The 22,874-nt window shown below is 73.0% G+C and carries 19 protein-coding genes and 7 tRNA genes; 12 read left to right on the plus strand and 14 right to left on the minus strand.

Features of this window, described 5'->3' with window-relative positions; all coding sequences use genetic code 11:
• Positions 1 to 23 precede the first annotated feature (23 nt).
• Positions 24 to 449 (minus strand): thiol-disulfide oxidoreductase DCC family protein, encoded by a 426-nt coding sequence (locus tag ACFVVX_RS30930; RefSeq protein WP_387950422.1) that lies wholly within the window; start codon positions 447 to 449, stop codon positions 24 to 26.
• 183 nt (positions 450 to 632) lie between these two features.
• Between ACFVVX_RS30930 and ACFVVX_RS30935 the strand changes: the two genes are divergently transcribed.
• Positions 633 to 2,282 carry a hypothetical protein gene (locus tag ACFVVX_RS30935; RefSeq protein WP_387950424.1) on the plus strand — a complete coding sequence of 550 codons (1,650 nt, stop codon included), beginning with the start codon at positions 633 to 635 and terminating at the stop codon, positions 2,280 to 2,282.
• A 62-nt stretch (positions 2,283 to 2,344) separates the two neighbouring features.
• On the opposite strand, the gene ACFVVX_RS30940 is transcribed toward ACFVVX_RS30935, so the two are convergent.
• From ACFVVX_RS30940 to ACFVVX_RS30955, 4 genes are all read right to left on the minus strand, one after another.
• Entirely contained in the window at positions 2,345 to 2,905 is a 561-nt protein-coding gene (locus ACFVVX_RS30940) for an HIT family protein (protein WP_387950426.1), read from the minus strand.
• Between the two features lie 147 nt (positions 2,906 to 3,052).
• The gene (gene thrS / locus ACFVVX_RS30945) at positions 3,053 to 5,032 is read right to left on the minus strand and encodes a threonine--tRNA ligase (protein ID WP_387950428.1); all 1,980 of its coding nucleotides are present in this window, start codon (positions 5,030 to 5,032) and stop codon (positions 3,053 to 3,055) included.
• An 87-nt stretch (positions 5,033 to 5,119) separates the two neighbouring features.
• A complete protein-coding gene (locus ACFVVX_RS30950; protein WP_387950430.1) occupies positions 5,120 to 6,274 on the minus strand; it encodes a hypothetical protein in 1,155 nt (384 codons plus the stop codon).
• Positions 6,275 to 6,305: 31 nt separating this feature from the next.
• Positions 6,306 to 6,860: a DUF4365 domain-containing protein gene (locus ACFVVX_RS30955; RefSeq protein WP_387950431.1), complete on the minus strand. Its 555-nt coding sequence runs from the start codon at positions 6,858 to 6,860 to the stop codon at positions 6,306 to 6,308.
• 147 nt (positions 6,861 to 7,007) lie between these two features.
• Here ACFVVX_RS30955 and ACFVVX_RS30960 point away from each other — a divergent pair, with 147 nt between their 5' ends.
• Positions 7,008 to 7,775 carry an exonuclease domain-containing protein gene (locus ACFVVX_RS30960; protein WP_387950432.1) on the plus strand — a complete coding sequence of 256 codons (768 nt, stop codon included), beginning with the start codon at positions 7,008 to 7,010 and terminating at the stop codon, positions 7,773 to 7,775.
• A gap of 68 nt (positions 7,776 to 7,843) precedes the next feature.
• Here the strand turns inward: ACFVVX_RS30960 and ACFVVX_RS30965 are convergent.
• From ACFVVX_RS30965 to ACFVVX_RS30975, 3 genes are all read right to left on the minus strand, one after another.
• Positions 7,844 to 7,915: transfer RNA gene (locus tag ACFVVX_RS30965), tRNA-Val, on the minus strand.
• A 209-nt stretch (positions 7,916 to 8,124) separates the two neighbouring features.
• Positions 8,125 to 8,196, minus strand: a tRNA-Val gene (locus tag ACFVVX_RS30970).
• Positions 8,197 to 8,319: 123 nt separating this feature from the next.
• Positions 8,320 to 8,844 carry a TIGR02611 family protein gene (locus ACFVVX_RS30975; RefSeq protein ID WP_387950433.1) on the minus strand — a complete coding sequence of 175 codons (525 nt, stop codon included), beginning with the start codon at positions 8,842 to 8,844 and terminating at the stop codon, positions 8,320 to 8,322.
• A 194-nt stretch (positions 8,845 to 9,038) separates the two neighbouring features.
• On the opposite strand from ACFVVX_RS30975, the gene ACFVVX_RS30980 reads away from it, so the two are divergent.
• A complete protein-coding gene (locus ACFVVX_RS30980) occupies positions 9,039 to 9,452 on the plus strand; it encodes an SsgA family sporulation/cell division regulator (protein ID WP_030056266.1) in 414 nt (137 codons plus the stop codon).
• A 370-nt stretch (positions 9,453 to 9,822) separates the two neighbouring features.
• On the plus strand, positions 9,823 to 10,392 hold the full coding sequence (locus ACFVVX_RS30985; RefSeq protein WP_387950435.1) for a CGNR zinc finger domain-containing protein: 570 nt from the start codon (positions 9,823 to 9,825) through the stop codon (positions 10,390 to 10,392).
• 101 nt (positions 10,393 to 10,493) lie between these two features.
• Here ACFVVX_RS30985 and ACFVVX_RS30990 read toward each other — a convergent pair whose 3' ends face one another.
• Complete coding sequence (locus ACFVVX_RS30990; protein ID WP_387950437.1) at positions 10,494 to 10,970, minus strand: hypothetical protein; 477 nt, start codon at positions 10,968 to 10,970, stop codon at positions 10,494 to 10,496.
• A 120-nt stretch (positions 10,971 to 11,090) separates the two neighbouring features.
• Here ACFVVX_RS30990 and ACFVVX_RS30995 point away from each other — a divergent pair, with 120 nt between their 5' ends.
• Positions 11,091 to 11,591, plus strand: a complete 501-nt coding sequence (locus ACFVVX_RS30995; protein WP_387950439.1) for a DsbA family protein — start codon at positions 11,091 to 11,093, stop codon at positions 11,589 to 11,591.
• Between the two features lie 7 nt (positions 11,592 to 11,598).
• Here ACFVVX_RS30995 and ACFVVX_RS31000 read toward each other — a convergent pair whose 3' ends face one another.
• The 3 genes from ACFVVX_RS31000 to ACFVVX_RS31010 all read right to left on the minus strand — a co-directional run bounded on the left by ACFVVX_RS31000 (position 11,599) and on the right by ACFVVX_RS31010 (position 14,450).
• Positions 11,599 to 12,441, minus strand: coding sequence for a GNAT family N-acetyltransferase (locus tag ACFVVX_RS31000; protein ID WP_387950440.1), 843 nt, complete (start codon positions 12,439 to 12,441; stop codon positions 11,599 to 11,601).
• A gap of 57 nt (positions 12,442 to 12,498) precedes the next feature.
• Positions 12,499 to 13,329, minus strand: coding sequence for an aminotransferase class IV (locus ACFVVX_RS31005; protein ID WP_387950442.1), 831 nt, complete (start codon positions 13,327 to 13,329; stop codon positions 12,499 to 12,501).
• A 71-nt stretch (positions 13,330 to 13,400) separates the two neighbouring features.
• On the minus strand, positions 13,401 to 14,450 hold the full coding sequence (locus ACFVVX_RS31010; RefSeq protein ID WP_387950443.1) for a chorismate-binding protein: 1,050 nt from the start codon (positions 14,448 to 14,450) through the stop codon (positions 13,401 to 13,403).
• 334 nt (positions 14,451 to 14,784) lie between these two features.
• Here ACFVVX_RS31010 and ACFVVX_RS31015 point away from each other — a divergent pair.
• The 5 genes from ACFVVX_RS31015 (at position 14,785) to ACFVVX_RS31035 (ending at position 15,302) form a co-directional block, all read left to right on the plus strand.
• Positions 14,785 to 14,857: transfer RNA gene (locus tag ACFVVX_RS31015), tRNA-Gly, on the plus strand.
• Between the two features lie 40 nt (positions 14,858 to 14,897).
• Positions 14,898 to 14,971: transfer RNA gene (locus ACFVVX_RS31020), tRNA-Cys, on the plus strand.
• Positions 14,972 to 15,004: 33 nt separating this feature from the next.
• Positions 15,005 to 15,076: transfer RNA gene (locus tag ACFVVX_RS31025), tRNA-Val, on the plus strand.
• Positions 15,077 to 15,117: 41 nt separating this feature from the next.
• Positions 15,118 to 15,189 (plus strand) — tRNA-Val (locus tag ACFVVX_RS31030).
• 41 nt (positions 15,190 to 15,230) lie between these two features.
• A tRNA-Val gene (locus ACFVVX_RS31035) sits at positions 15,231 to 15,302 on the plus strand.
• 343 nt (positions 15,303 to 15,645) lie between these two features.
• Here the strand turns inward: ACFVVX_RS31035 and ACFVVX_RS31040 are convergent.
• Positions 15,646 to 15,843 carry a hypothetical protein gene (locus tag ACFVVX_RS31040; protein WP_387950444.1) on the minus strand — a complete coding sequence of 66 codons (198 nt, stop codon included), beginning with the start codon at positions 15,841 to 15,843 and terminating at the stop codon, positions 15,646 to 15,648.
• Positions 15,844 to 16,282: 439 nt separating this feature from the next.
• Between ACFVVX_RS31040 and ACFVVX_RS31045 the strand changes: the two genes are divergently transcribed.
• Positions 16,283 to 18,529, plus strand: a complete 2,247-nt coding sequence (locus ACFVVX_RS31045) for a protein kinase (RefSeq protein WP_387950445.1) — start codon at positions 16,283 to 16,285, stop codon at positions 18,527 to 18,529.
• Positions 18,530 to 19,051: 522 nt separating this feature from the next.
• Here ACFVVX_RS31045 and ACFVVX_RS31050 read toward each other — a convergent pair.
• A complete protein-coding gene (locus ACFVVX_RS31050; protein ID WP_387950446.1) occupies positions 19,052 to 19,858 on the minus strand; it encodes a TrmH family RNA methyltransferase in 807 nt (268 codons plus the stop codon).
• A 250-nt stretch (positions 19,859 to 20,108) separates the two neighbouring features.
• Here ACFVVX_RS31050 and ACFVVX_RS31055 point away from each other — a divergent pair, with 250 nt between their 5' ends.
• On the plus strand, positions 20,109 to 22,724 hold the full coding sequence (locus ACFVVX_RS31055; RefSeq protein WP_387950448.1) for a SpoIIE family protein phosphatase: 2,616 nt from the start codon (positions 20,109 to 20,111) through the stop codon (positions 22,722 to 22,724).
• Positions 22,725 to 22,874 lie beyond the last annotated feature (150 nt).

Genomic DNA, 22,874 nt, shown 5'->3' on the forward strand with positions numbered 1-22,874 from the left:
CAGGACCTCAGGCCGCCGAGGCCCTACCGCCCCGGCAGCGCGCAGGCCGGCGTGCCCCCCGGCATCCGGTGCCGGTTCCTCGACACCCAGCGGTACACCGCGCCCGCCAGCGGCCGCACCGGCGCCAGCGCCAGCACCCCGCCCAGGTACGCCCACACCCCGCCCGAGCGCATCAGCAGCCGGGCCACCGCCTGCGCCCCGCCGTACACCCGACCGGCCGGAGTGATCCAGAGCACCTCGCGCTCCGCGCGCTCCCAGGACACCTCTCCGCGCCCCCCGGCCCGCGCGTCCAGCGCCGCCAGGTCCGCGAACTGGAACGGCACCCCCTCCCAGCCGCCCGACGCCAGCGTCTGCCGCAGGTACCGCTCCGCCCACGTCTCACACGTCGTGCAGAACGAGCAGTCCCCGTCGAAGACCAGAACCGGATCCTTCACCGCAGTCGCATCCATGGCACCCATCGTGCACCACCGCCCGCCCCCGTCCCGCCCGCGGGTTCCGAACCAGCGAAACCTGGGCATCATGGCCCACGGGCCCACCGCGGCCGGATCGTGACGCCTCTTCAGACGATCATCCGCGCGGCACCACCACGGCACGGTAACCTGCCGCTGACAAGGGGAGGAGGGGACGCCACCGTGACGACACTCGACATGACCCCGGGTGCGCAGATACCCCGGACCGACGCCGGCCCGCAGACCGCCGTCACCCAGGCGCTCTCCTCGGCCGCCTACCGTGACAGCCCGGTCGCGGCGTTCGTGAAGCAGGTCACCGACGCCAGCGAGAAGAAGGGCCGGTTCGCACTCTTCCGGCCGAACCTGGGCGAGGCCTTCAGCAGGGCCGTCATCGCCCGCACCCTCGGCGCCGGGCGCAAGCCCATCGTGCCCTCCTTCGGCACGGACACCCGCCAGATCGTCGAGCACTGCCTCGCCGCCCAGGAACTGCGCGACTCCCGCGACCGCAGCCTCACCACCATCACCGTCGTCACCGGCGTGCTCTTCCTCCCCGGCACCCTGATCTGGCTCGCCGCCTTCCAGCTGCGCGCCTGGCTCAGGAAGGACGACGCCAAACAGGCCGGCCTCTACGGCACCCTCGCACTCGTCGCCGCGGCCGCCGTCGCCGTCCTGCTCGCCGTCCGACCGCCCCTCGGCGGCCCGCTCGGCATCTACCTGCGCATCGTCATGCTCGCCCCCGTCGTCGGCTGGTACCTCGCCAAGCGGATCGTCCTGCGCTCCACCGAGGACCTCCGCGCCCGCTGGCAGGCCCTCGTCGAGGGCACCGCCGTGGCCGCCACCGTGCCGCAGGCCGTCCCCCGCGACGACCTCGACAAGAAGGCCACCGACCTGCGCGCCAAGCTCGGCCGGCTCGAAGCCGAGCAGGAGACCAACATCCAGCACTACGCCGGACCCAAGGGCATCCTCGGCGTCGGCAAGCGCTGGGGCGAGTGGCGGATGGTCGACGTGCTGCGCCCCGCCGAGGGCCACGCCGACTTCCGCGCCTTCCACCCCTGGGACCTCGTCCGCAAGATCGCCGGCCACCTCAAGGGCCTGGGCATCAGCGAGGTCGCCAACAGCGGGATGACCAACGTCTCCGTCAAGCAGTGGGTGGTCCTGGAGGTCGGCGAGAGCGCGGACGAGATCGGCCGCCCCGGCGGCGCCGACATGGACGGCGACCGGATGCGCGACTTCGCCATCCAGTCCGTCGCCGACAAGCAGACCTTCGCGGGCGGCGGCCCCCGGCACTACCTCGCCACCCAGTTCATCACCTTCGACGGCAAGCTGATCATCACCTTCACCGTCACCGTCACCCTGCTCGCCAACACCCTGACGGTCGCCGTCGCCGGCTACGCCCTCGGCCCGGTCAACGGCCTCTTCTTCGACAAGCCCAAGCCGAAGGAGCGGACCGAGCCGAAGACCGGCAAGTTCTGGGAGGAGCGCACCGTCCAGCTCCCCCTGATCGACAACGACGAGGTGGTGCGCCAGGCCGTCCGCGCGCCCTTCATGCGCGCCCCCGGCCTGCTGGCCTGGCTCGGCGGCGGCCTCGGTCTGCCCGAGCCCTTCGGCCTGCGGCACGCCTGGGCCTCGCCGCCCTGGGGCAGCCGGTTCATGACGGACAACGCGCTCAACGCCTCCGTCCCGGTGCTCAGCGCCGTGCACGCGGCGACGCTGGAGTTCCTGGACGAGCACGACCTGGACACCGAGCGGTTCTTCAAGACCCGGGCTTCGATCATCAAGTCCGAGGCGCAGGGCACCCGGCCCTACAACGTCGACCGGTTCGACGCGGGCTGAGCACCCGTACGGAAGGGCCCGGCCGGAGAGAGATCCAGCCGGGCCCTTCCGTACGTCCGCACTCAGTCCTGCGGCCAGACCTCGGCCAGCATCTTGCGGGTGTCCGCCAGCAGCTGCGGCAGCACCTTGGTGTGGCCGACCACCGGCATGAAGTTGGTGTCCCCGCCCCAGCGCGGCACCACGTGCTGGTGCAGGTGCGCCGCGATCCCGGCACCCGCCGCGGCGCCCTGGTTCATCCCGATGTTGAACCCGTGCGCCCCCGAGGCCGCGCGCAGCGCCGTCATCGCCTTCTTGGTGAACACCGCCAGCTCGGCGGTCTCCGCCTCGTCCAGGTCGGTGTAGTCGGCGACGTGCCGGTACGGGACCACCATCAGGTGACCGCCGTTGTACGGGTACAGGTTGAGCACCGCGAACACGGCACTGCCGCGCGCGATCACCAGCCCGTCCTCATCGCTCAGCGACGGGATCGAGCAGAACGGGCAACCGTCGTCCGGAGCCGGGCCGGTGGGCTTGTTCTCGCCCTGGATGTACGCCATCCGATGGGGGGTCCACAGGCGGCGGAAGCCGTCCGGCTCGCCGACGCCCCGCTGCAGTTCCGGCTCAGTCGTCATGCTGATCAGCATATTCGCACGGCGTGGCTTGCAAAGCAGTGCGGGGCAGACTCCTGAGGAGACTGCCCCGCGACCCCCGCGAGCGCGGGGACTGCATCTCGTCCCAACCCACGTACTTGACGAGGTCCGGGATCACCCCCGCGAGCGCGGGGGTGAGCATCACACCTGGATGCGACGCTCCACCGCGTCCACGATCTCGGCGATCGCCTCGTCGCGCGGCACACCGTTCTTCTGCTCGCCGTTGCGGTAGCGGAAGGACACCGCGCCCGCCTCGACGTCGTCGTTGCCCGCGATGAGCATGAACGGCGTCTTGGAGCGCTGCGCGTTGCGGATCTTCTTCTGCATCCGGTCGTCCGAGGTGTCCACCTCGACCCGGATGCCGCGCTTCTTCAGCTCGGCCGCGACCTCCAGCAGGTACGGCACGTGCTCGTCGGTGATCGGGATGCCCGTCACGGTGACGGGGGCCAGCCACGGCGGCATGGCGCCGGCGTAGTGCTCCAGCAGCACCGCGAAGAAGCGCTCGATCGAGCCGAACAGCGCCCGGTGGATCATGACCGGCCGCTGGCGCGAGCCGTCCGCCGCCGTGTACTCCAGGTCGAAGCGCTCGGGCAGGTTGAAGTCCAGCTGGATGGTGCTCATCTGCCAGGTCCGGCCGATGGCGTCCCGCGCCTGCACCGAGATCTTCGGGCCGTAGAAGGCCGCGCCACCCGGGTCCGGCACCAGCGGCAGGCCCTGCTTCTCGGCCACGCTCGCGAGCACCGCGGTGGCCTCCTCCCAGGCCTCGTCCGAGCCGACGAACTTCTTCTCGTCCTTGGTCGACAGCTCCAGGTAGAAGTCGGTCAGACCGTAGTCGCGCAGCAGGTTGAGCACGAAGGTCAGCGTGGAGTCGAGCTCGTCCGCCATCTGCTCGCGGGTGCAGTAGATGTGCGCGTCGTCCTGGGTGAAGCCGCGGGCACGGGTCAGACCGTGCACCACACCGGACTTCTCGTACCGGTACACCGTCCCGAACTCGAAGAGGCGCAGCGGCAGTTCACGGTAGGAGCGGCCGCGCGCGTCGAAGATCAGGTTGTGCATCGGGCAGTTCATCGGCTTGAGGTAGTAGTCCACGCCCTCGTCGAGCTGCATGGGCGGGTACATACCGTCCGCGTACCAGTCGAGGTGGCCGCTCTTCTCGAAGAGCTTCCCCTTGGTGGCGTGCGGGGTGTAGACGAACTCGTAGCCCTCGTCCTCGTGCCGCTTGCGCGAGTAGTCCTCCATCGCACGGCGGATGATGCCGCCCTTGGGGTGGAAGACGGCGAGGCCGGAGCCGATCTCCTCGGGGATGGAGAAGAGGTCGAGCTCGTTGCCGAGCTTGCGGTGGTCGCGCTTCTCGGCCTCGACCAGGAAGTCGAGGTGGGCCTTGAGCTCGTCCTTGGTCGGCCAGGCCGTGCCGTAGATGCGCTGGAGCATGGGGTTGCGCTCGCTGCCGCGCCAGTAGGCGGCCGCGTTGCGCATCAGCTTGAACGCCGGGATGTGCCGGGTGCTGGGCAGGTGCGGGCCGCGGCAGAGGTCGCCCCAGCACAGCTCGCCGGACTTGGCGTCCAGGTTGTCGTAGATGGTCAGCTCGCCCGCGCCGACCTCGACGTCGGCGCCCTCGCCGGCGGTGGCGGCGGAGCCCTTGAGGCCGATCAGCTCCAGCTTGTACGGCTCGGCGGCCAGCTCCTCGGTGGCGGCCTCGTCGGTGACCACCCGGCGGGAGAACTTCTGGCCCTTCTTGATGATCTCCTGCATCCGCTTCTCGATGGCCTTGAGGTCATCGGGGTGGAACGGCTTCTCGACGTCGAAGTCGTAGTAGAAGCCGTCCTTGACCGGCGGGCCGATGCCGAGCTTGGCCTCGGGGAAGAGCTGCTGCACGGCCTGCGCCATGACGTGCGCGGTGGAGTGGCGCAGGATGTCCAGGCCGTCCTTGCTGCCGATCGCGACCGGCTCGACCTCGTCGCCGTCCCGGACGGCGTACGCGAGGTCCTTGAGCTGGCCCGCGACGCGGGCGGCGATGATCGAGCGGTCGTCCGCGAAGAGCTCGGCGGCCGTAGTGCCCGTGGTCACCACGCGCTCTTCCCGATCGGGTTCGCGGTTGATGATTACCCGGACGTCCGTCACCGGTCTCTCCTGACGTGCTGGATTCATAGGACGCAACACTGCGCTGCGCGTGACGATGGTACCGAGAGCACCAGCCCCGCCGTGCACCTACGCCCCCTCTCCCCCTTCCCCCAGCCCCTTGAGCAGCCGCTCCCGCTCGGCCTCCTCCAGCCCGCACGGCTCCAGGCCGCGCGGCTGCGCGAGCCGCCGGAAGCCGCCGCGCCGCTCCAGCCGGCCGCTGACCCGGACCGGGGTGCCCGCCAGGTGGGCCTCGGCGGCCAGCCGGTAGGCGGGGTCGGCCAGCCTGAGCCGCACCTCGGAGACCTCGGCCCCGCCGAGCACCCGCAGCCGGACGGTGCCCGGGCCGGCCGGGTCGGCGCGCTTGAGGCGCACGACCACGCCGACCAGGGTGACCGCGACGGCCGGCTCGATCCGCTCCAGCAGTGCGGCGGCCTCCTCCAGCGCGGGTAGGTCCCCCGGTGAGAACTCCAGGGCGATCCGCCGGTCGCCGAAGCCGCCGGGCGTCCCCGCGGCGGCCGACCACGCGACGGACAGCTGCGCCGCCGTCGCCCCGCGCACCAGATCCGCGACGGACTGCACCAGCTCCCGGCTGACCCCGGCCTGCACCGCGTTCTCGAAGGCCTCCGGCCCGCCGCTGACCCGCCGGTAGTCGACGGCGTCGCGCAGCGCCTCCAGCGCGCGGACCAGCGTGGTCACCGCCGCCCGGCCCTCGGGCGCGGGCGTGTACGCGGTGAGGCCCGCGCCGCCCTCCACCACCAGGACCCGCTCCAGGAAGTCCCCGGCCCAGGCGTCCAGCCGGGCGCCGAAGTACGCGGCCCTGGTCCGCCCGGCCTTGGCGCCCGCGGCGAGCATCCCCCGCGCCGCCTGGTGCAGCCGCTCGGCGCCGTCCCAGGGCGCGGTGCCAGCCGGCCCCGGCAGCTCGCGCCGCCAGTGCAGTTCGTCGCCGGGGACGGCGAGCGCCAGCAGGATCGAGCGGGCGGAGGGGCTGCGCGAGCGGGACAGCGCGGTGACGGCGTCGGCGAGCAGGTCGACGGCGTCGTCGAAGCCGTCCCCCGCGGGGACCAGCAGGCTGGTCCCGGGATCGGTGTCGTCCGGCGGCGTCCAGCGGCCGTACCGGGCGGTCGGGCCGCCGCGCCGCACCCAGCCGTGCCGGGCGAGCAGCGTGCAGAGCACCGCCGGGTCAACGGCCGCCGGGTCGGGCAGCGCCCGGACGCCGTCGGACGGCCCCTGTGGCAGTGTCATCGTCCTGCTCCTCCCCGCCGGGGGCGGGGCGTCACGGGCTGCCGCCCGCGCCGACCCGCGCCATGATGTCGCACAGTGCGCGGTCGTCGAAGACCTTCGCGGTGGGCACCCGGACGTTGGTCCGCCGCTGCCCGGTCACCGGGTGGCCGGCCAGGTTGACCCAGTAGCAGCAGTGCCGCAGCTCCAGCGCGTCCGGCCGGGCCTCCAGCCAGCGGTCGACCCGGCGCGGCAGCAGCATCACCACCAGGATCTTCGGCACCGCGACCCGCACCCGGGCCAGCTTGCGCAGGTGCTCGTTGTCCAGGGTGAAGCCGAAGTGCGGCCCGGCGGGCTCGGGGGCGATCTGCTGGGTGGCCTTGAGCTGGATCTTGATGGTCACCTCGTCGTCCACCTGGTGCGCCCGGGAGCCGTGGCTCACGTGCCAGTCGATGCCGTTGTCCGGGAACGGCTGGGACAGCGAGCAGCCCGCCGCCGCCACCACCGCGTGCAGGTACCCGACCTGCAACGTCTCCATGCAGGCCGTCACCGCCAGATCGCCCCGCAGGGCGGCCGCCGCCTCCTCGGGCTGCGGCTGTGTCAGCGCCATCGCCCCGTTGCCTCCCCCGGCCCCGGGCCCGTCCGGATTCGAACAGGACACCCGTCCGGAGCATCCCCGGCCAGGGCTCGGCCAAACGGTTGAACGAGCGTCAGGAGCGGTATCACCCTCACGGAACGCAGTACCTGAGGGGCAGTCATGCAGCAGCACTGGTTCACCGGCCCGCTCGCCTCCTTCGACACCGAGACCACCGGCGTGGACGTCGAGACCGACCGGATCGTCTCGGCCGCCCTGGTCGTCCAACCCGCCCCGGGCGCTCCCCCGCAGACCTCCGCCTGGCTGGCCGATCCGGGTGTGCCGATCCCGGACGGCGCCCGGGCCGTGCACGGCATCACCGACGAACAGGTCCGGGCCCACGGCCGCCCGGCCCGGACGGTGGTGGCGGAGATAGCCCGCGCCCTCGCCGAGCAGTCCCGCGCCGGGCGCCCGCTGGTGGTGATGAACGCCCCGTACGACCTGACGCTGCTGGACCGGGAGTTGCGCCGCCACCGGGGCCTGTCGCTGACCGACGCGCTGGGCGGCGGAGGGCTGCTGGTACTCGACCCCCGGGTGCTGGACAAGCACGTGGACCGCTACCGCAAGGGCCGCCGCACGCTCACCGACCTGTGCGCGCACTACGGGGTGGAGCTGGCCGGGGCGCACGACGCGGCCGCCGACGCGACGGCGGCGCTGGACCTGGTCCGGGCGATAGCGACCCGCTACCCGGTGGCCCTGGGCGGGCTCTCGGCGGCCGAACTCCACCTGCGGCAGGCGGTCTGGCACGCGGCGCAGGCGCGGGGGCTGCAGAACTGGTTCGACCGGACGGGCACGCCGGAGCGGGTGGACCTCTCCTGGCCACTGCGCCCGGCCCGGTGCGGCTGCGGCCGGCGGCTGTCCCCGGAGCACAGCTGCGAGGTAGCGGCATAGCGGCGGGTGTGCGCGGACACGCAACAGGCCCCGACCGGTTTCCCGATCAGGGCCTGTGTGCTGTCCGGTGGGCGATACTGGGATCGAACCAGTGACCCCTTCGGTGTGAACGAAGTGCTCTCCCGCTGAGCTAATCGCCCGGGCAACGAGAAGAAGACTAGCACCATTCGAGGGGTGCCGTACAACTCGCACCACTCGGCACCCGGCCGGCGCATCCGCAGAAGTCCGACTCCGCACGGAAGATGACTGTGCCTCAGCCCGATTCCGCACAACTCCCGACGGATTCCGGAAATACATGTGAGGCCCAGCCGATAATCGACTGGGCCTCACATATCACAATGCATTCCGGTGGGCGATACTGGGATCGAACCAGTGACCCCTTCGGTGTGAACGAAGTGCTCTCCCGCTGAGCTAATCGCCCGGGTGCAGGGAAAACATTACCGCATCCGGCGGGGTGCTCCGAACACCCCGCGGTCGGACCCCGGCCACCCGGACGGCCCCGGGCGGATCCCCCGGACGGCCCACACCGGCGGCGCCGACCGGGTCAGCCGCCGTTGATCTTCCAGGGCATGACCAGCCCGTACTTCCACAGGTACCAGCCGCCGAGTCCGGCGATCACCGCGAGGCCGATCGCGGTGAGGGTGAGGTTGCGTCGGCGCACCCGCGGGTCCATGGCCTTCTGGGCGGCCTCGGCGACCTTGCGGCGGGTCCAGCGCAGGGCCAGCTGGGCCCAGACGAACTCGGTGGCCCAGATGCCCATGCCCAGGAAGATGACCACCCAGCCCGGCCCGGGCAGCGGCAGCATGATCACGCCGAGCACGACCACCGCCAGGCCGGCCAGGAAGACCACCACCTGCCAGCTCAGGTGCAGCGGCCTGGACCGGCGGATGAAGTGCGGGGCGCGCGAGCCCAGCGGCCGCCCGCCGTCGGCGTCCGGCCCCTCGCCCCCGCCGCCCTGTGCGCCGTTCTCCGCTCCCGCGTGCGCCCCCGTCTCGTCCGGCACCGCCGCCTCCCCCGTTCTCGTGATCTCGCCCGCGTTCCCGCGCGCCTTGTCGCTTCGCACAGTCATGCCAGGAAACTAACCGAGAAGTGGTGCGGTAATGCCCCGACGGGCACTCCGTGCCGATTCCGCAATGCGCCGTAAGGGGTACGACTCGCCCCCGAATCGGGACAGAGGGGTTTACATCGGTCTTGGGGGTGGGATGGTCCGTTCGCCGACGTGCGATTCCCCGAGCGCACACTGAGCGAAAGGCCATGGCGCTTATGAACACCACGGTCAGCTGCGAGCTGCACCTGCGCCTCATCGTGTCCAGCGAGTCGTCACTGCCCGTCCCCGCGGGCCTGCGCTACGACACCGCCGACCCCTATGCCGTGCACGCCACGTTCCACACCGGCGCGGACGAGACCGTGGAGTGGGTGTTCGCCCGAGATCTCCTTGCGGAGGGGCTGCACCGACCCACCGGTACCGGCGACGTCCGGGTCTGGCCGTCGCGCAGCCACGGGCAAGGGGTGGTCTGCATCGCCCTGAGCTCTCCGGAAGGAGAAGCCCTGCTGGAAGCCCCGGCCCGGGCGCTTGAGTCGTTCCTCAAGCGGACGGACGCCGCGGTGCCCCCCGGCACCGAACACCGCCACTTCGACCTCGACCGGGAGCTGTCCCACATCCTCGCTGAAAGCTGAATTCGACCGGAGGCGGTCACGCCCCGCCGACGGCGGGTCCGTACCCCCTGCCGTCACCGCAGCCGTCCTACTCGGGGGCACGGCAGCAGACTCAGCCGCGCACGACGCGGTCTCGGGGCCGGTGAGCGGCCCGCCCCCACCGGGGCGGGCCGAAGCACCACAGGCGCCCGGCACTGGAGCCGGCCATCCGTACGGGTGGCCGGCCTCGCTGCCGGGCGCCGCTGGTTTTCCGGGGCCGGACGAACACCCTGACACCTTCCGTACACCCCTTCGAAAGAAGCGGCCGCCCCACGGGGGCACGGCCCGGTAAGGTCTGGAGTGACCGTAGACGCGGGGTGCCGACGGCCCCCTCCGCGCGAGGAGCCCCCACGTGCTGATCACCCATGACACCGAGTGCGCGCTGAGCATCCTCGTCGAGCTGCTCAACACCGCCCCCGAGGTGTGCGGCACCGAGCTGCTGCCCGACGTGGCCGCGCTCGACGCGTTCGTGATCCGCCAGGAGATCAGCGAGATCGACTCGCTGACCCCGGACGACCTGCGCAGCGTGCACGAGCTGCGGTCCCGGCTGCGCGAGGTGTTCGGCACCGAGTCCACCGCGGAGGCCGCCGAGCTGGTGAACGCGCTGGTCGCCGCCGCCGGCACCACGCCCCGGCTGACCAACCACGACCACCACGGCTGGCACATCCACTACTTCGCGCCGCACGCCGCGCTCGGCGACCACCTGGCGGCCGAGCTGGGCATGGCGCTGGCCTTCATCCTGATGGCCGGCGAGCGCGAGCGGCTGCGCCGCTGCGAGGCGCCGGACTGCGCCCGCGTCTTCGTGGACCTCTCGCGCAACCGCTCCCGCCGCTACTGCGACAGCCGCACCTGCGGCAACCGGCTGCACGTGGCCGCGTACCGGGCCCGGCAGCGGTCGGCGGAGGCCGTGCCCTCCGCCTGACCGTCGCCTGCCCGGCTCCCCCTCGGGCAGGACTCGTCGGCCACGGGCGCTCGGGCACGGCTGTGCGGCACGGCTGCTCGGGTGCGGCTGCTCGGGTGCGGCTAGAGGCCGCGGCGGCGGAGGATCTCCTCGATGTCGGCGAAGTCGCCGAGCCCGTCGTCCGACTTCCCCGCGGGCTTCTTCGGCGCCTTCGGGGCGGCCTTCCCCTGCTCCGGCGTGGCGGTGACCGCCGGACGGGCGGGGCTCGCGGCCGTCGCGGCGGCCGGGCCCGGCACGTCGCCCTCGACCGCGCGGCGCCGGCCCACCCAGCGGGTGGTCACCAGCAGGCCGGCCGAGACGCCCAGCAGCGCCAGACCCGTCCAGACCCGGGGGTCGAACACCAGGTCGGCCGCCCAGTCGGCGAGCTCGCTGCCGATCGTCCGCGCCACCGGGAACAGACCCGACAGATAGAGCCCGGCCGGCAGCAGCGCCACCGCGAGCCAGCGGGTCGCGGAGAGCAGGCGCCGCCGGTAGGCGCGCAACCCGGCCATGGCCACCCCGGCCGCCGTGAGCGCGAAAGCGACCGCCGCCGTCAGCACGGCCGCGCTCCCGCCCGGGCACGCGGCCGTATGGTCGTCCTGGTCATCGGACCTCCCGTCGGTCTGGGCCTCGGGGCACACCGCGTCCGACGCGGTGCCCACTAGTGGAACACTGAGGGCATGATCGAAGGTTCCCTCCCCCGCCTCGAGTTCTGGTGCGAGCTCCAGTGCCCGGACTGCCGCACCGCGCTGGACGACGTACGGGCGCTGCGCGCCGCGTACGGCGACGCGCTCCCCATCGAGCTGCGGCACTTCCCGCTGGAGAAGCACAAGCACGCCTACGCCGCCGCACAGGCCGTCGAGGAGGCGTTCGAGCAGGGCCTGGGCTGGCCGTACGTCGAGGCGCTGCTGGCCCGGGTCGAGGACCTGGACGCGCGCGGCGAGCAGGTGCTGCTGGAGGTGGCCGCCGAGGTCGGGGTGGACGCCGAGGAGGTGGACACCGCGCTGATCGACGGCCGCCACCTGCTGATCGTGGACGCCGACCAGGCCGAGGGCAAGGCGATCGGCGTGACGGGCACGCCGACGTACGTGATCGCCGGGCAGCGACTGGACGGCGGGCAGAGCCAGGACGGACTGCGGGCGCGGATCACCGCCATCATCGAGGCGGCCAAGACCTCCTGACGGGCGGTCAGATCAACGTCTTGCCGTAGACCCGGTTGGTGATCCGGAAGCCGAGCGAGTCGTAGAGCCGGATGGCGACCTCGTTGCCGGTGAAGACGTTCAGCCCGAGGTCGTGCACTCCCGCGGCCAGGCACTCGCGCTCGGCGAGCAGCATCAGGGACCGCCCGTGGCCGTGGCCCCGGTGGGCCTCGGCGACCTCGACCACCATCACCCAGGCGAGCGGGCCGCCGCCGGGCAGGTCGCGGACCCGCAGGGCCAGCCAGAGGGCGCCCAGCGGGTCCGGCCCGGCGCCGTGGAGCCGGCGCAGGACGACGCCCGGGGTGTCGGCGCCCTGCGGCAGCAGGTGTACGTGGTCGGCGTCCGACTTGGCACGGGCCTGCTGCTCGCTGAGGCCCGAGGAGAGCAGGTCGTGGATGTAGCCCTGCTTGGCCTGCTCCAGCCAGTCGGGGAAGTCCTCGGCGCCGATCCGGCGCGCGGAGACACCGGGCGGCAGTTCGGGCGCGGTGGTGAGCCGCTTGGCCATGTTCCGCATCCGCTCGGTGTAGCCGAGGGTGGCGGCGAGGCCGCGCGCGGGCTGCGCGGCCTCCGGGATGTCCGCGTCCACCCGGGAGCAGCCCCAGCCGCGCAGGACCTCCTCGGCCGCCAGCGCGCCGAACGTTCCGCGCCCCCGGCCCCACCCCTCGCGGACCTCCAACTCTGAGATCTCCCCCCAGAGTTGGGGTCCGCGCGGAACGGTGGTGGTGCGCAGCGCGCCGACCGGCCGGCCGTTGGCGCAGATCTGCCAGCGTCTGGTGCGGCCGCCGGCGGCGGTGGGTGTCTCCGGGCCCTCGGGGCGCAGCGTGGTGGTCATGTCCGGGTCCCTTCCCCACCGTGCGGGTGTTCTATCCGCCGTCGCCGCTCGGCGGTGTCACGGGTCGAGGTCGTCGCCGCTGCGCTCGGCGAAGACGGCCATGGCCTTGGCGCTGACGGGCCCGATGCCGGGCAGGTCGCGGTCGTCGACCCGGGTGACGGCCTGGACGTCGCGCAGGCTGGAGGTGAGGAGGATCTCCTCGGCGTCCCGGAGCGCGGCGAGCGGCAGGTCGGTCTCCTCGGCGCCGCACCAGTCGATGACGAGTTGGCGGGTGATGCCGGCGAGGCAGCCGGAGGCGAGGGTGGGGGTGACCAGGCGGCCGCCGAGAACGAGGAAGACGTTGGAGCCGGTGCCTTCACAGAGCAGTCCGGCGGTGTTGGCGAGCAGGGCCTCGGAGGCGCCGGCGCGGTGGGCGGCGGCGAGGGCGACGACGTTCTCCGCGTAGGAGGTGGTCTTGAGGCCGGCGACGGCGCTGTGCTCGTTGCGCCGCCAGGGGACGGTGGCGACGGCGGTGGTGTCGGGGCGGCGGGCGGCGCTGCCGATGGCGACGACCAGGGTGGGGGTGTCGTCGCCGCGTTCGGAGCCGAGCGGGGAGGCTCCGCCGGTGTAGGTGATGCGCAGGCGGGCGAGCGGCATGGGGTTGGCGGCGAGGACCTGCTCGCAGCCCTCGCGGACCAGCTCGTGGTCGGGGTCGGGAAGGCCGAGGCCGCGGGCGGAGCGGGTGAGCCGGTCGAGGTGGCGGGTGACGGCGAAGGCCCGGCCGTCGACGGCCTTCATGGTCTCGAAGACACCGTCGCCGGTGGTGAGTCCGTGGTCGAGGACGGAGACGGCGGCGGCGTGGGAGTCGACGAGAGAGCCGTTCACCCAGCTCGTGGTGGGGTTCTGCATCGAGGGCTGCTCCTCGTGGGGGTGGGCGGGGCGGTGCCGCCCGGGCCCGGAGGCGTGGGGCGTGTCCCGCTTCAGTCGGTTTCCGTGCCCGACGCTATCGCGACCAGGCGGGCGGCCTTGAGCTCCGTCTCCGCCCACTCGCGTTCGGGGTCGGACTCCCAGGTGATGCCGGCGCCGGTGCCGAAGCGCAGGACGGGCGCGTCGGGCTCGGTCCGGTCGATCCAGAACGTGCGGATGCCGACGGCGAGTTCACCCTCGCCGCGGTCGGCGTCGACCCAGCCGACGGCGCCGCAGTACGGGCTGCGGGGGGCGGTTTCCAGGGCGTCGATGATCCGTAGCGCGCTGGACTTGGGTGCTCCGGTGACGGATCCGGGCGGGAAGGTGGCGTCGAACAGGGCGGGCCAGCCGACGCCCTCGCGCAGGGCGCCCTGGACGGTGGAGACCAGGTGGACCAGGCCGGGGTGCTTCTCGACGGCGCAGAGGTCGGGGACGGTGACGGTGCCCGTCTCGCAGACCCGGCCGAGGTCGTTGCGGACCAGGTCGACGATCATCACGTTCTCGGCGTGGTCCTTGTCGAGCAGGTCGGCCTCGGTGCGGCCGGTGCCCTTGATCGGGCCGGAGGAGACGGTCCGGCCGTCGCGGCGCAGGAAGAGCTCGGGCGAGGCGGTGGCGATCTCCACGCCGTGCCGGGGCAGCCGGATCGTTCCCGCGTAGGGGGCGGGGTTGCCGTGGGCGAGCAGGCCGGTGAGGGCGTCGATGTCGGTGCGGGCCGGATCGGGCAGCGGAGCGGAGAGCACGCGGCAGAGGTTGGCCTGGTAGACCTCGCCGGCGGCGATGTGCTCGTGGATGCGGCGGACCCCGGCGGTGTAGGCGTCGCGGTCGAGGGAGCTGTGCCAGCTGTCGGGCGCCGGTCCGAGCCAGCCGGCACCGGCCGGGGGTGCGGGGTCGGGGCGGACCTCGTCAAAGCGGGCGCAGGTGAGCCGGCCTTCGAAGTCGTAGGCGACGGCCCAGTAGCCGGTGGAGTCGAGGGCGGCCGGGTCCGACGTGACATCGCGCAGCCCGGTGGCGAGGCGGCCGCCGAAGCGGGCGAGCGGGCTGTGGGAGGCGGTGGGGCCGGACACGGTTCTCCTGCGCGGATGTCGGTGCGTGGTCGCCGCGCGGGGGTGGACGCGGGGGCTGCGCTGGTGGCTGGGCTGCGGTGCCTGAAGTGTAGGTCGGGGGTGCGGGCCGGGGGCGTGCGCCGGGTGGGCGGACAGCGGCGTCGTGCAGGTGTGCGCCGGGTGGCCTGCGGGTGTCACCGAGGGTGGTCCTGCAGTGCCGACGGAACGGGCCTGCGCGGACACCCCCGCGGCACGCTGCGGGAACGGATTTTTAGCTGGCCCGGGAATCCGCTAGAGTTCAACACGTCGCCAGGGAGCGCAGCCGAGAAAAAGCGGTGAAGCCCCCGGGAGACAGGCGGACGTGGCTCAGTTGGTAGAGCATCACCTTGCCAAGGTGAGGGTCGCGAGTTCGAATCTCGTCGTCCGCTCGATGGAGAACAGTGTAAGATCGTTCTTCGAGTGTTGCCTGGTGGAGTGGCCGAGAGGCGAGGCAACGGCCTGCAAAGCCGTCTACACGGGTTCAAATCCCGTCTCCACCTCCAAGAGGTTCCCCGGTCCGACCGGGAGACCTCCCCGCGCGATTAGCTCAGCGGGAGAGCACTACCTTGACACGGTAGGGGTCACTGGTTCAATCCCAGTATCGCGCACGTCGGGCCCTTCGGGGTCTGCTGCAGGACCGCCACACCAGGCGCGATTAGCTCAGCGGGAGAGCACTACCTTGACACGGTAGGGGTCACTGGTTCAATCCCAGTATCGCGCACGTCGGGCCCTTCGGGGTCTGCTGCAGGACCGCCACACCAGGCGCGATTAGCTCAGCGGGAGAGCACTACCTTGACACGGTAGGGGTCACTGGTTCAATCCCAGTATCGCGCACAGTAAGGGCAGGGGCCGTGATCCGTGAGGATCGCGGCCCCTGCCCTTTGTCGTGGGTGCGGCTCGGTGCGTCTGGGTTTGCTGCGGCCGGCCGTCCTCGTATCGAGGGGAACCGGTACGGACGGGGACCGGTACGGGTGCCGGTGAAGATGAAGAGCCGCGTACGGACGCCCTCACCGACGTCCATACGCGGCATCTCCGCCTGCCGGGGTGCTCTGCGCACCGCACACGCCCGTCCGCGTGTCACCGCGGGCGCGGCCTTCCCCGGCGGCACTGGCTCCCCGTCCCCAGGGGATTCAGTGCCCGTTCAGTGGCCGGCCGGGCTGAGGTGCCCGGCCGGGTGTCAATGGCCGATCAGGTCGACGACGGCCTGAGCCTGGTTGGCCATCTGGTCCCAGCCGCCGAACAGCATGATCAGGAGCACCGCGCAGGGCAGCGCCATGGCCACCGCCACCGCCGGGTGCCTGGTCGGCTCGGCGGCCTGTCGCTGGGCGAAGGCCGGCCGACGGCGGTGGGACGATCCCGTGAGCTGCGGTGCCATGCCCATACTCCTGATTCGTGCGCTAGCTGTGCGCGCTGCCCGTGCTGCTCGCTCGATGTTGGCGCGGTGGACGGCTTACCTCGGGGGACGAGCTCCCCGTCCACCGCTGAGCACAACGCTATTGCCCGAGGGGGTAGTCGGACGTCATGCCGTCGTACTGTTCTGCGGGCATCCCGGAGGATGACGCTCAGACTTGGGGACTACTACCGCAGGGGGAGACGGTCTCGACCGCACCCCCGAGGGAACCCTGAGAGCCGACCCCGAGAAACGATTCGGCACCCCCACGAGCCCGATGTCAGTCCAAGATCCGACAATCGCACGGAGGCTTGAGGTGTTGCGTATCAGCACACCGCAGCAGGCAGTCCGTAAGCTGTGCCAGACAGGAACTGACGATGCCCCAACGGACGGGGCCTCACCCACAGGCTGACGGGGAACGAAGATGGCGATGATGCGGCTGAGGCGTGAGGACCCCCGCATCGTCGGGCCGTACCGGCTGCACCGGCGGCTGGGAGCCGGCGGCATGGGCGTCGTCTACCTGGGGTCGGACCGGCGGGGGCAGCGGGTCGCGCTCAAGCTGATCCGCGCCGAGCTCGCCGAGGACCTGGAGTTCCGCACCCGCTTCGCCCGGGAGATCGCCGCCGCCTCCAGGATCCGGGGCGGCTGCACCGCGCGCGTGGTCGGTTCCGACATCGAGGCCGACCGGCCCTGGCTGGCCACCGCCTACGTCCCCGGGCCCTCGCTATACAAGCGGGTCGGCGACGAGGGCGCGCTCAACTGGCCCGAGGTGGCCCGGATCGGGGCCGCGCTGGCCGACGGACTGGTCAAGGTGCACGAGGCCGGGGTGGTCCACCGCGACCTCAAACCGTCGAACATCCTGCTCTCCCCCCGCGGCCCGCGGATCATCGACTTCGGCATCGCCTGGTCGCGCGGGGCCAGCACGCTCACCCACGTCGGCACCGCGGTCGGCTCGCCCGGATTCCTGGCGCCCGAGCAGGTGCGCGGCGCCGCCGTCACGCCCGCGACCGACGTCTTCGCCTTCGGGGCGACGCTGGCGTACGCGCTCACCGGGGACACCCCGTTCGGTTCGGGGGCGTCCTCCGAGGTGATGCTGTACCGGGTCGTGCACGAGGAGCCCGATCTGTCGGCCGTCCCACCGCAGTTGGCGCCGCTGATCCGGGCCTGCCTGGCCAAGGAGCCCGGCGAGCGGCCCGGCGCGGCCGCGCTGCACGAGCGGCTCAGCGAGCTCGCGGCGCGCGGTGCGGCGGGTGGTACGGCGGGTGGTGCGGCTGCCGGGTTCGGCGGTGCCGACAGTGCCGGCGGCGTCGGGGCGGGCGGTTCGGGTTTTGGCGGTACCGGGACTGGCGGTGCCGGGGTTGGTGGTGGTGCCGGGGTTGGTGGCGCCGGAACCGGCGGTGCGGTCCGTGCGGGCGGCGGGCGCCCGGGGGTTCGGCCGGCAGCCGGTCCGGGCGGCGGTGCGGTGCGTGGCGGGTCCGCGACACCGGTGCAGCCGTCCGCCCCCTCCCCGCAGGGGCCGGCGCAGCATGGCGTCCCCGCACCCGGGCGGGCGCCGGACCCGGCCGGGTCGCGGGCCCGGGCCGCCGCGGGGAGCCGTCCGCACTCCGCGCCCCCGGCCGGTCAGGGTCCCTACCGGGCCGCTCACCAGGCCGCGCCGCAGCGAAGGCCCCACGGCCAGTCGCCGACCGCGGCGATGCCCCGGCCGGAGGCCGCCCACGTCACTCGGCCGATGCGTGAGCGCCAGCAGACCCCGCCGCCCGGACGGGCGGAGCGGCCGGCCGGGCCCGCTGGCGCCGACGGCTTCCGGGATCGGGAGCCGCGGGCCGGCCAGCCGCGCGGGCGGGCCCGGGACCGGCAGCACACGCCCGTCCCCGGCGGCCGTCCGAGCACCTCGCGGCAGCGGCTGCTGAGGCAGCGGGTCGTGGTCTTCGTCACCGTCACGCTCGGTGTCGCGCTCGCCATCGCGGCAGCGCAGGGCTGTGAGGACCGCAACAGCCAGGGCCTCGGACGGTCGGGCGGCACGAGCCTGAGCGCGGCACCGGCCGAGCAGCCGGCTCCCCCGGGGGCCGGGCTGTCGGCGGACGGCGCGACGCAGTCCGCCGCTCCGCAGCCGGCGACACCGCTCTCGGCGGCCGCCCGCAGCAGCTCGCCGGCCGCGGAGGGGGCGTTGGCGCCCGCTCAGGGTGGCCTGCCGGTCGTGGACTGGCCGAACCGCAGCTACCCGGATCCGGCGGGCGGCCCGTCCGTCGCGCTGCGTGACGGACGCTCGGCGGGCACCGGGCCGCAGGTGGCGCTCAGCGCCGTCCTCCCGGCCCGCTACAAGGGTGCGGCGGCGGCCCTGGTGATGCTGCGCCGGACGGAGGGCTCGGTGCCGGTCGACCTGGTGCAGCTGTTCTCGTTCAACGGGGACGCGCCGATGGCGCTGGCGTCCCGTTCCTCGGCCGCCAACCCCCAGGCGACGGCCACCTGGCGGCTCGACAGCGGCGCGCTGGTCCGCGAGGAGCGCGTCACCCAGACCGGCGCGGTCTCCTCGACCCGGTACACGGTGCGGGCCGACGGGACCATCGAGGAGTCCTGGCCCGGTGCCGGCGCCTCCGGCGGTGGCACCGGCCTCACCAGCGCCCCGCCGCCGGCCGCCGCCCCGGCGCCGCCCACCTCGCCCACGGGCTGAGCACCCGCGTCACAGCCGGTCGGCGTGGTCGGTAGGGCGTGGTCGGGGCGGCCTGGCCGATACGGCGTGGTCTGATCGGAGCGGCCTGGCCGGTCGGCCTGCGTTGTCGGTTGTGCCGGCCGGTTTTCGGCTCCCCCACGCATGTCCTGCGGGCGCATCCCTGGGCCTGGTGCGGCAACCGACCGACCGTTGCACAGGAAGTCGGCTGGGCCGACTTTCCACTCCTCGCCGTCGCGTTGGGCATCGGAACGCTGCCTGCTGCGGCGGGGGTGAGCGGTCGGCAGGCCTACCCCTCGGGCACAGCCAGCCACAGAGCCGTCGCAGCGCGCACGCTGGGCCTGCCACCCTGCCGCGCGGGAAGTCGGTTCTCGGCTGGTGCGGCGGGGCGGGGGCGAGCAGTAGGGCGGGGGTGGACTCTCCGCTGTTCTGCACTTTGCAAAGTCGAACTTTGCAAAGTGCAGAACAGCGGAGCAAGGACCAGAACCAGAGGTCAGCGGGGGGCGGGGTTCTGGTAGCGACGGGTCAGGCGGCGGTGACGGCGTAGAAGGCGACTGCTGCGGCGGCGCCGACGTTGAGCGAGTCGATGCCGTGTGACATGGGGATGCGGACGGGGTGGTCCGCGGCGGCGAGGGCCTGGGGGGTGAGTCCGTCGCCCTCGGCACCGAGCATGAGCGCGGCCTTGGGGAGGCGGTTCGGGGCGAGGGAGGCCAGGTCGACGGCGGAGTCCGCGGGGGTGAGGGCGAGGAGGCTGAAACCGGCCGCGCGGACGGCGCCCAGGGCCGTCGGCCAGGGGTCCAGCCGGGCGTACGGGACGGCGAAGACAGCCCCCATGGAGACCTTGACGGCCCTCCGGTAGAGCGGGTCGGCGCAGTCGGGCGAGAGCAGGACGGCGTCCATGCCGAGCGCGGCCGCGCTGCGGAAGATCGCGCCCAGGTTGGTGTGGTCGACCAGCCCTTCCAGTACGGCGACCCGGCGGGCCCCGGCGAGCAGTTCGGCGGCCTCCGGCAGCGGCTGGCGCTCCATCGAGGCCAGCGCGCCGCGGTGGACGTGGTAGCCGGTGACGGCCTCGGCGAGCGCGGGCTCGACCACGTGGACCGGGGCGTCCACCTCGGCGATGACGTCGGCCATCACGTCCAGCCACTTCGCCGTCAGCAGCATCGACCGCATCCGGTAGCCGGCGGCGAGTGCGCGGCGGATGACCTTCTCGCCTTCGGCGATGAACAGGCCCTCGGCGGGCTCGCGGCGGCGGCGGAGTTCGACGTCGGTCAGGCCGGTGTAGTCGCCGAGGCGCGGGTCTGCGGGGTCGGTGACGGTGCTGGGTTCGGACACCCTGCGATCTTGCCAAGTCGGGGTGGTGAAGGCCAAACGGCCGACGGTCGGGATCGCTTAGCCTGGCCGTGCGGCTGCCGGAGTGCAAATATGCAGTATGGCCCGTTTTCCGGGCCGATCTTGGGCTCCGTCGGCCTCTGGTGCTTCCGGTTCCACCGCCTCCTCCCGATCCACCGGTGCCGCCGGCTCCGCCGGTGGGCGCCCATACGGTCGGCACCAGCAGCCGCGAGCAGCGCGGCCGGGGTCGGCGATGCGCCGGTCCGTGGCCGGTCAGGTGTTCGCGCTGCAGGTGCTCGTGGTGCTGCTGCTGGTGGCATCGGCCGCGGTGGCGCTGGTGGTGCAGTCCCGCAACGACGCCGCGCAGGAGGCCCGCAACCGGTCGGTGGCGGTCGCGCAGACCTTCGCCAACTCCCCCGGCATCGTCGCGGCACTCCGCTCGCCGGACCCGACGGCCCTCCTGCAGCCGAAGGCGGAGGACGCCCGGGTGGCCTCGGGCGTGGACTTCATCGTCGTGCTGAACACCGACGGCATCCGGTACACCCACCCGAACCCGGCCCGGATCGGCCACAAGTTCGTCGGCGACTACCTGCCCGCGCTCAACGGGCAGGTGGTGACCGAGCGGGTCAACGGCACCATCGGGCCGCTGGTCCAGGCGGTCGTGCCGGTGCCCGCGCCGGACGGCTCGGTGGTCGGCATGGTCTCGGCGGGGATCACGATCGCCAACGTGAGCAGCGCGAGCGAGCGGCAGCTGCCGATGGTGCTGGGCGCCGCCGCGTTCGCACTGGGCCTGGCCACCTGCGGGACGGCGCTGATCAGCCGGCGGCTGCGCCGCCAGACGCACGGGCTCGGCCCGGCCGAGATGACCCGGATGTACGAGCACCACGCGGCGGTGCTGCACGCGGTGCGCGAAGGGGTGCTGATCGTCGGCGGTGACGGGGTGCTGCTGCTCTGCAACGACGAGGCGCGCAGGCTGCTGGACCTGCCCGCGGACGCCGAGGGGCGTCCGGTGGCGGAGCTGGGGCTGGACCAGGCACCGGAGGAACTGCTGACGGCCAACCGGCCGGTCACCGACGAGGTGGTGCTGGCCGGCGAGCGGCTGCTCGCCGTCAACGTCCGGCTGACCGACCGGGACGGCGGCCCGCCGGGCTGTGTGGCCACCCTGCGGGACTCCACCGAGCTGCTGGCGCTGTCCGGCCGGGCGGAGGTGGCGCAGCGGCGGCTGCGGCTGCTGTACGACGCCGGGGTGACGGTGGGCAGTTCGCTGGATGTGACGCGGACGGCGGAGGAACTGGCGCAGGTCGCGGTGCCGCGGTTCGCGGACTTCGTGAGTGTGGACCTGGCCGAGCAGGTCCTGGAGGGCGAGGAGCCCCCGCCGGGGACGGCGCTGGGGAGGATGCGCCGGGCGGCGTTCAGCGCTGTGCGGGACGACTCGCCGTTCTACCCGGTGGGCACCGTGCTGGAGGTGGTTCCGACCTCGCCGCTGGCCGGGACGCTGGACAGCGGGCTGCCGGCGATCGAGCCGCGGCTGGCGGAGGCCGAGGACTGGCGGCTGCAGGACCCGGAGCGGGCCGCACAGGCGCTGGAGTACGGGGTGCACTCACTGGTTCGGGTGCCGCTGCGGGCCCGCGGGGTGCTGCTGGGGGTGGTGCGGTTCTGGCGGGCCGATCGGCAGGAGCCGTTCGAGGAGGACGACCTGGCGCTGGCCGAGGAGCTGGTCTCGCATGCCGCCGTCTGCATCGACAACGCCCGCCGGTACACCCGGGAGCATGCGATGGCGGTGACGCTGCAGCACAGTCTGCTGCCGCGCAGCCTGCCGATGCAGAACGCGCTGGAGGTGGCGCACCGGTACCTGCCGGCGCAGGCGGGGGTGGGCGGGGACTGGTTCGACGTGATCCCGCTGCCGGGGGCGCGGGTGGCACTGGTGGTCGGGGACGTGGTCGGGCACGGTCTGCACGCGGCGGCGACGATGGGGCGGCTGCGGACGGCGATCCACAACTTCTCGACGCTGGACCTGCCGCCGAACGAGCTGCTGGGGCATCTGGACGACCTGGTGAACCGGCTCGACCAGGAGGAGTCGGCGACCGGTGGCGACTCCGCGCTGACCGGCGCGACGTGCCTGTACGCGATCTACGACCCGGTGTCGCGGCGGTGCACGCTGGCCAGTGCGGGGCATCCGCCGCCGGCGCTGGTGTCCCCGGACGGGCGGGTGGAGTTCCCGGAGCTGGCGACCGGGCCGCCGCTGGGGCTGGCGGTGCTGCCGTTCGAGACGGTGGAGCTGGAGGTGGCGGAGGGCAGTCGGCTGGTGCTGTACACGGACGGGCTGGTGGAGGACCGGCAGCGGGACATCGACGAGGGGTTGGAGCGGCTGCGGGCGGCGTTGGCCGGGCCGGAGCGGACGCCGGAGCAGACCTGCGCGGATGTGCTGGGCGCGCTGCTTCCGGCGCATCCGCAGGACGACATCGCGTTGCTGGTGGCGCGGACGCGGGTGCTGGCGGCGGACCAGGTGGCGGAGTGGGACGTGCCGTCCGACCCGGCGGCGGTGGGCGGGGTGCGGGCGGCGGTGGCGGAGCGGCTGGCGTTGTGGGGGCTGGACGAGGCGGCGTTCGTGACCGAGCTGATCCTGAGCGAGCTGGTGACCAATGCGATCCGGTACGGGACCGGGCCGATCCGGGTGCGGCTGCTGCGCGACCGCGCGCTGATCTGCGAGGTGTCCGACACCAGCAGCACCTCACCGCACCTGAAGTACGCGGCGACGATGGACGAGGGCGGCCGTGGGCTGTTCCTGGTCGCACAGTTCGCGGACCGGTGGGGCACGCGGTACACGGCCACCGGGAAGGTGATCTGGACCGAACAGCCGTTGGAGTGAGGGTGAGGGGGTCGGGGGGTGGGGGTGGATGGCGGAGTGGGAAGTCGGGCGGGCCGACATACCACACCCGGCGGGCGGGGTGCCACGCCCGGCGGTTTTAAAAAAAGCACGATTCTAAAAACCCCAAAAGCAACGGGGCCCGGACAAAAC

Origin of the sequence: Kitasatospora sp. NPDC058170 (assembly GCF_042883905.1) — a bacterium.
Taxonomy (GTDB): Bacteria; Actinomycetota; Actinomycetes; order Streptomycetales; family Streptomycetaceae; genus Kitasatospora.

Bases quoted from the DNA above. Each gene is read 5' to 3' on its own strand.
- ACFVVX_RS30930 (WP_387950422.1), bottom strand. From the start codon at position 449: ATGGATGCGACTGCGGTGAAGGATCCGGTTCTGGTCTTCGACGGGGAC.
- ACFVVX_RS30940 (WP_387950426.1), bottom strand. From the start codon at position 2,905: ATGCTGATCAGCATGACGACTGAGCCGGAACTGCAGCGGGGCGTCGGC.
- ACFVVX_RS30950 (WP_387950430.1), bottom strand. From the start codon at position 6,274: ATGACACTGCCACAGGGGCCGTCCGACGGCGTCCGGGCGCTGCCCGAC.
- ACFVVX_RS30955 (WP_387950431.1), bottom strand. From the start codon at position 6,860: ATGGCGCTGACACAGCCGCAGCCCGAGGAGGCGGCGGCCGCCCTGCGG.
- ACFVVX_RS30960 (WP_387950432.1), top strand. From the start codon at position 7,008: ATGCAGCAGCACTGGTTCACCGGCCCGCTCGCCTCCTTCGACACCGAG.
- ACFVVX_RS30975 (WP_387950433.1), bottom strand. From the start codon at position 8,844: ATGACTGTGCGAAGCGACAAGGCGCGCGGGAACGCGGGCGAGATCACG.
- ACFVVX_RS30980 (WP_030056266.1), top strand. From the start codon at position 9,039: ATGAACACCACGGTCAGCTGCGAGCTGCACCTGCGCCTCATCGTGTCC.
- ACFVVX_RS30995 (WP_387950439.1), top strand. From the start codon at position 11,091: ATGATCGAAGGTTCCCTCCCCCGCCTCGAGTTCTGGTGCGAGCTCCAG.
- ACFVVX_RS31000 (WP_387950440.1), bottom strand. From the start codon at position 12,441: ATGACCACCACGCTGCGCCCCGAGGGCCCGGAGACACCCACCGCCGCC.
- ACFVVX_RS31005 (WP_387950442.1), bottom strand. From the start codon at position 13,329: ATGCAGAACCCCACCACGAGCTGGGTGAACGGCTCTCTCGTCGACTCC.
- ACFVVX_RS31040 (WP_387950444.1), bottom strand. From the start codon at position 15,843: ATGGCACCGCAGCTCACGGGATCGTCCCACCGCCGTCGGCCGGCCTTC.
- ACFVVX_RS31045 (WP_387950445.1), top strand. From the start codon at position 16,283: ATGGCGATGATGCGGCTGAGGCGTGAGGACCCCCGCATCGTCGGGCCG.
- ACFVVX_RS31055 (WP_387950448.1), top strand. From the start codon at position 20,109: ATGCGCCGGTCCGTGGCCGGTCAGGTGTTCGCGCTGCAGGTGCTCGTG.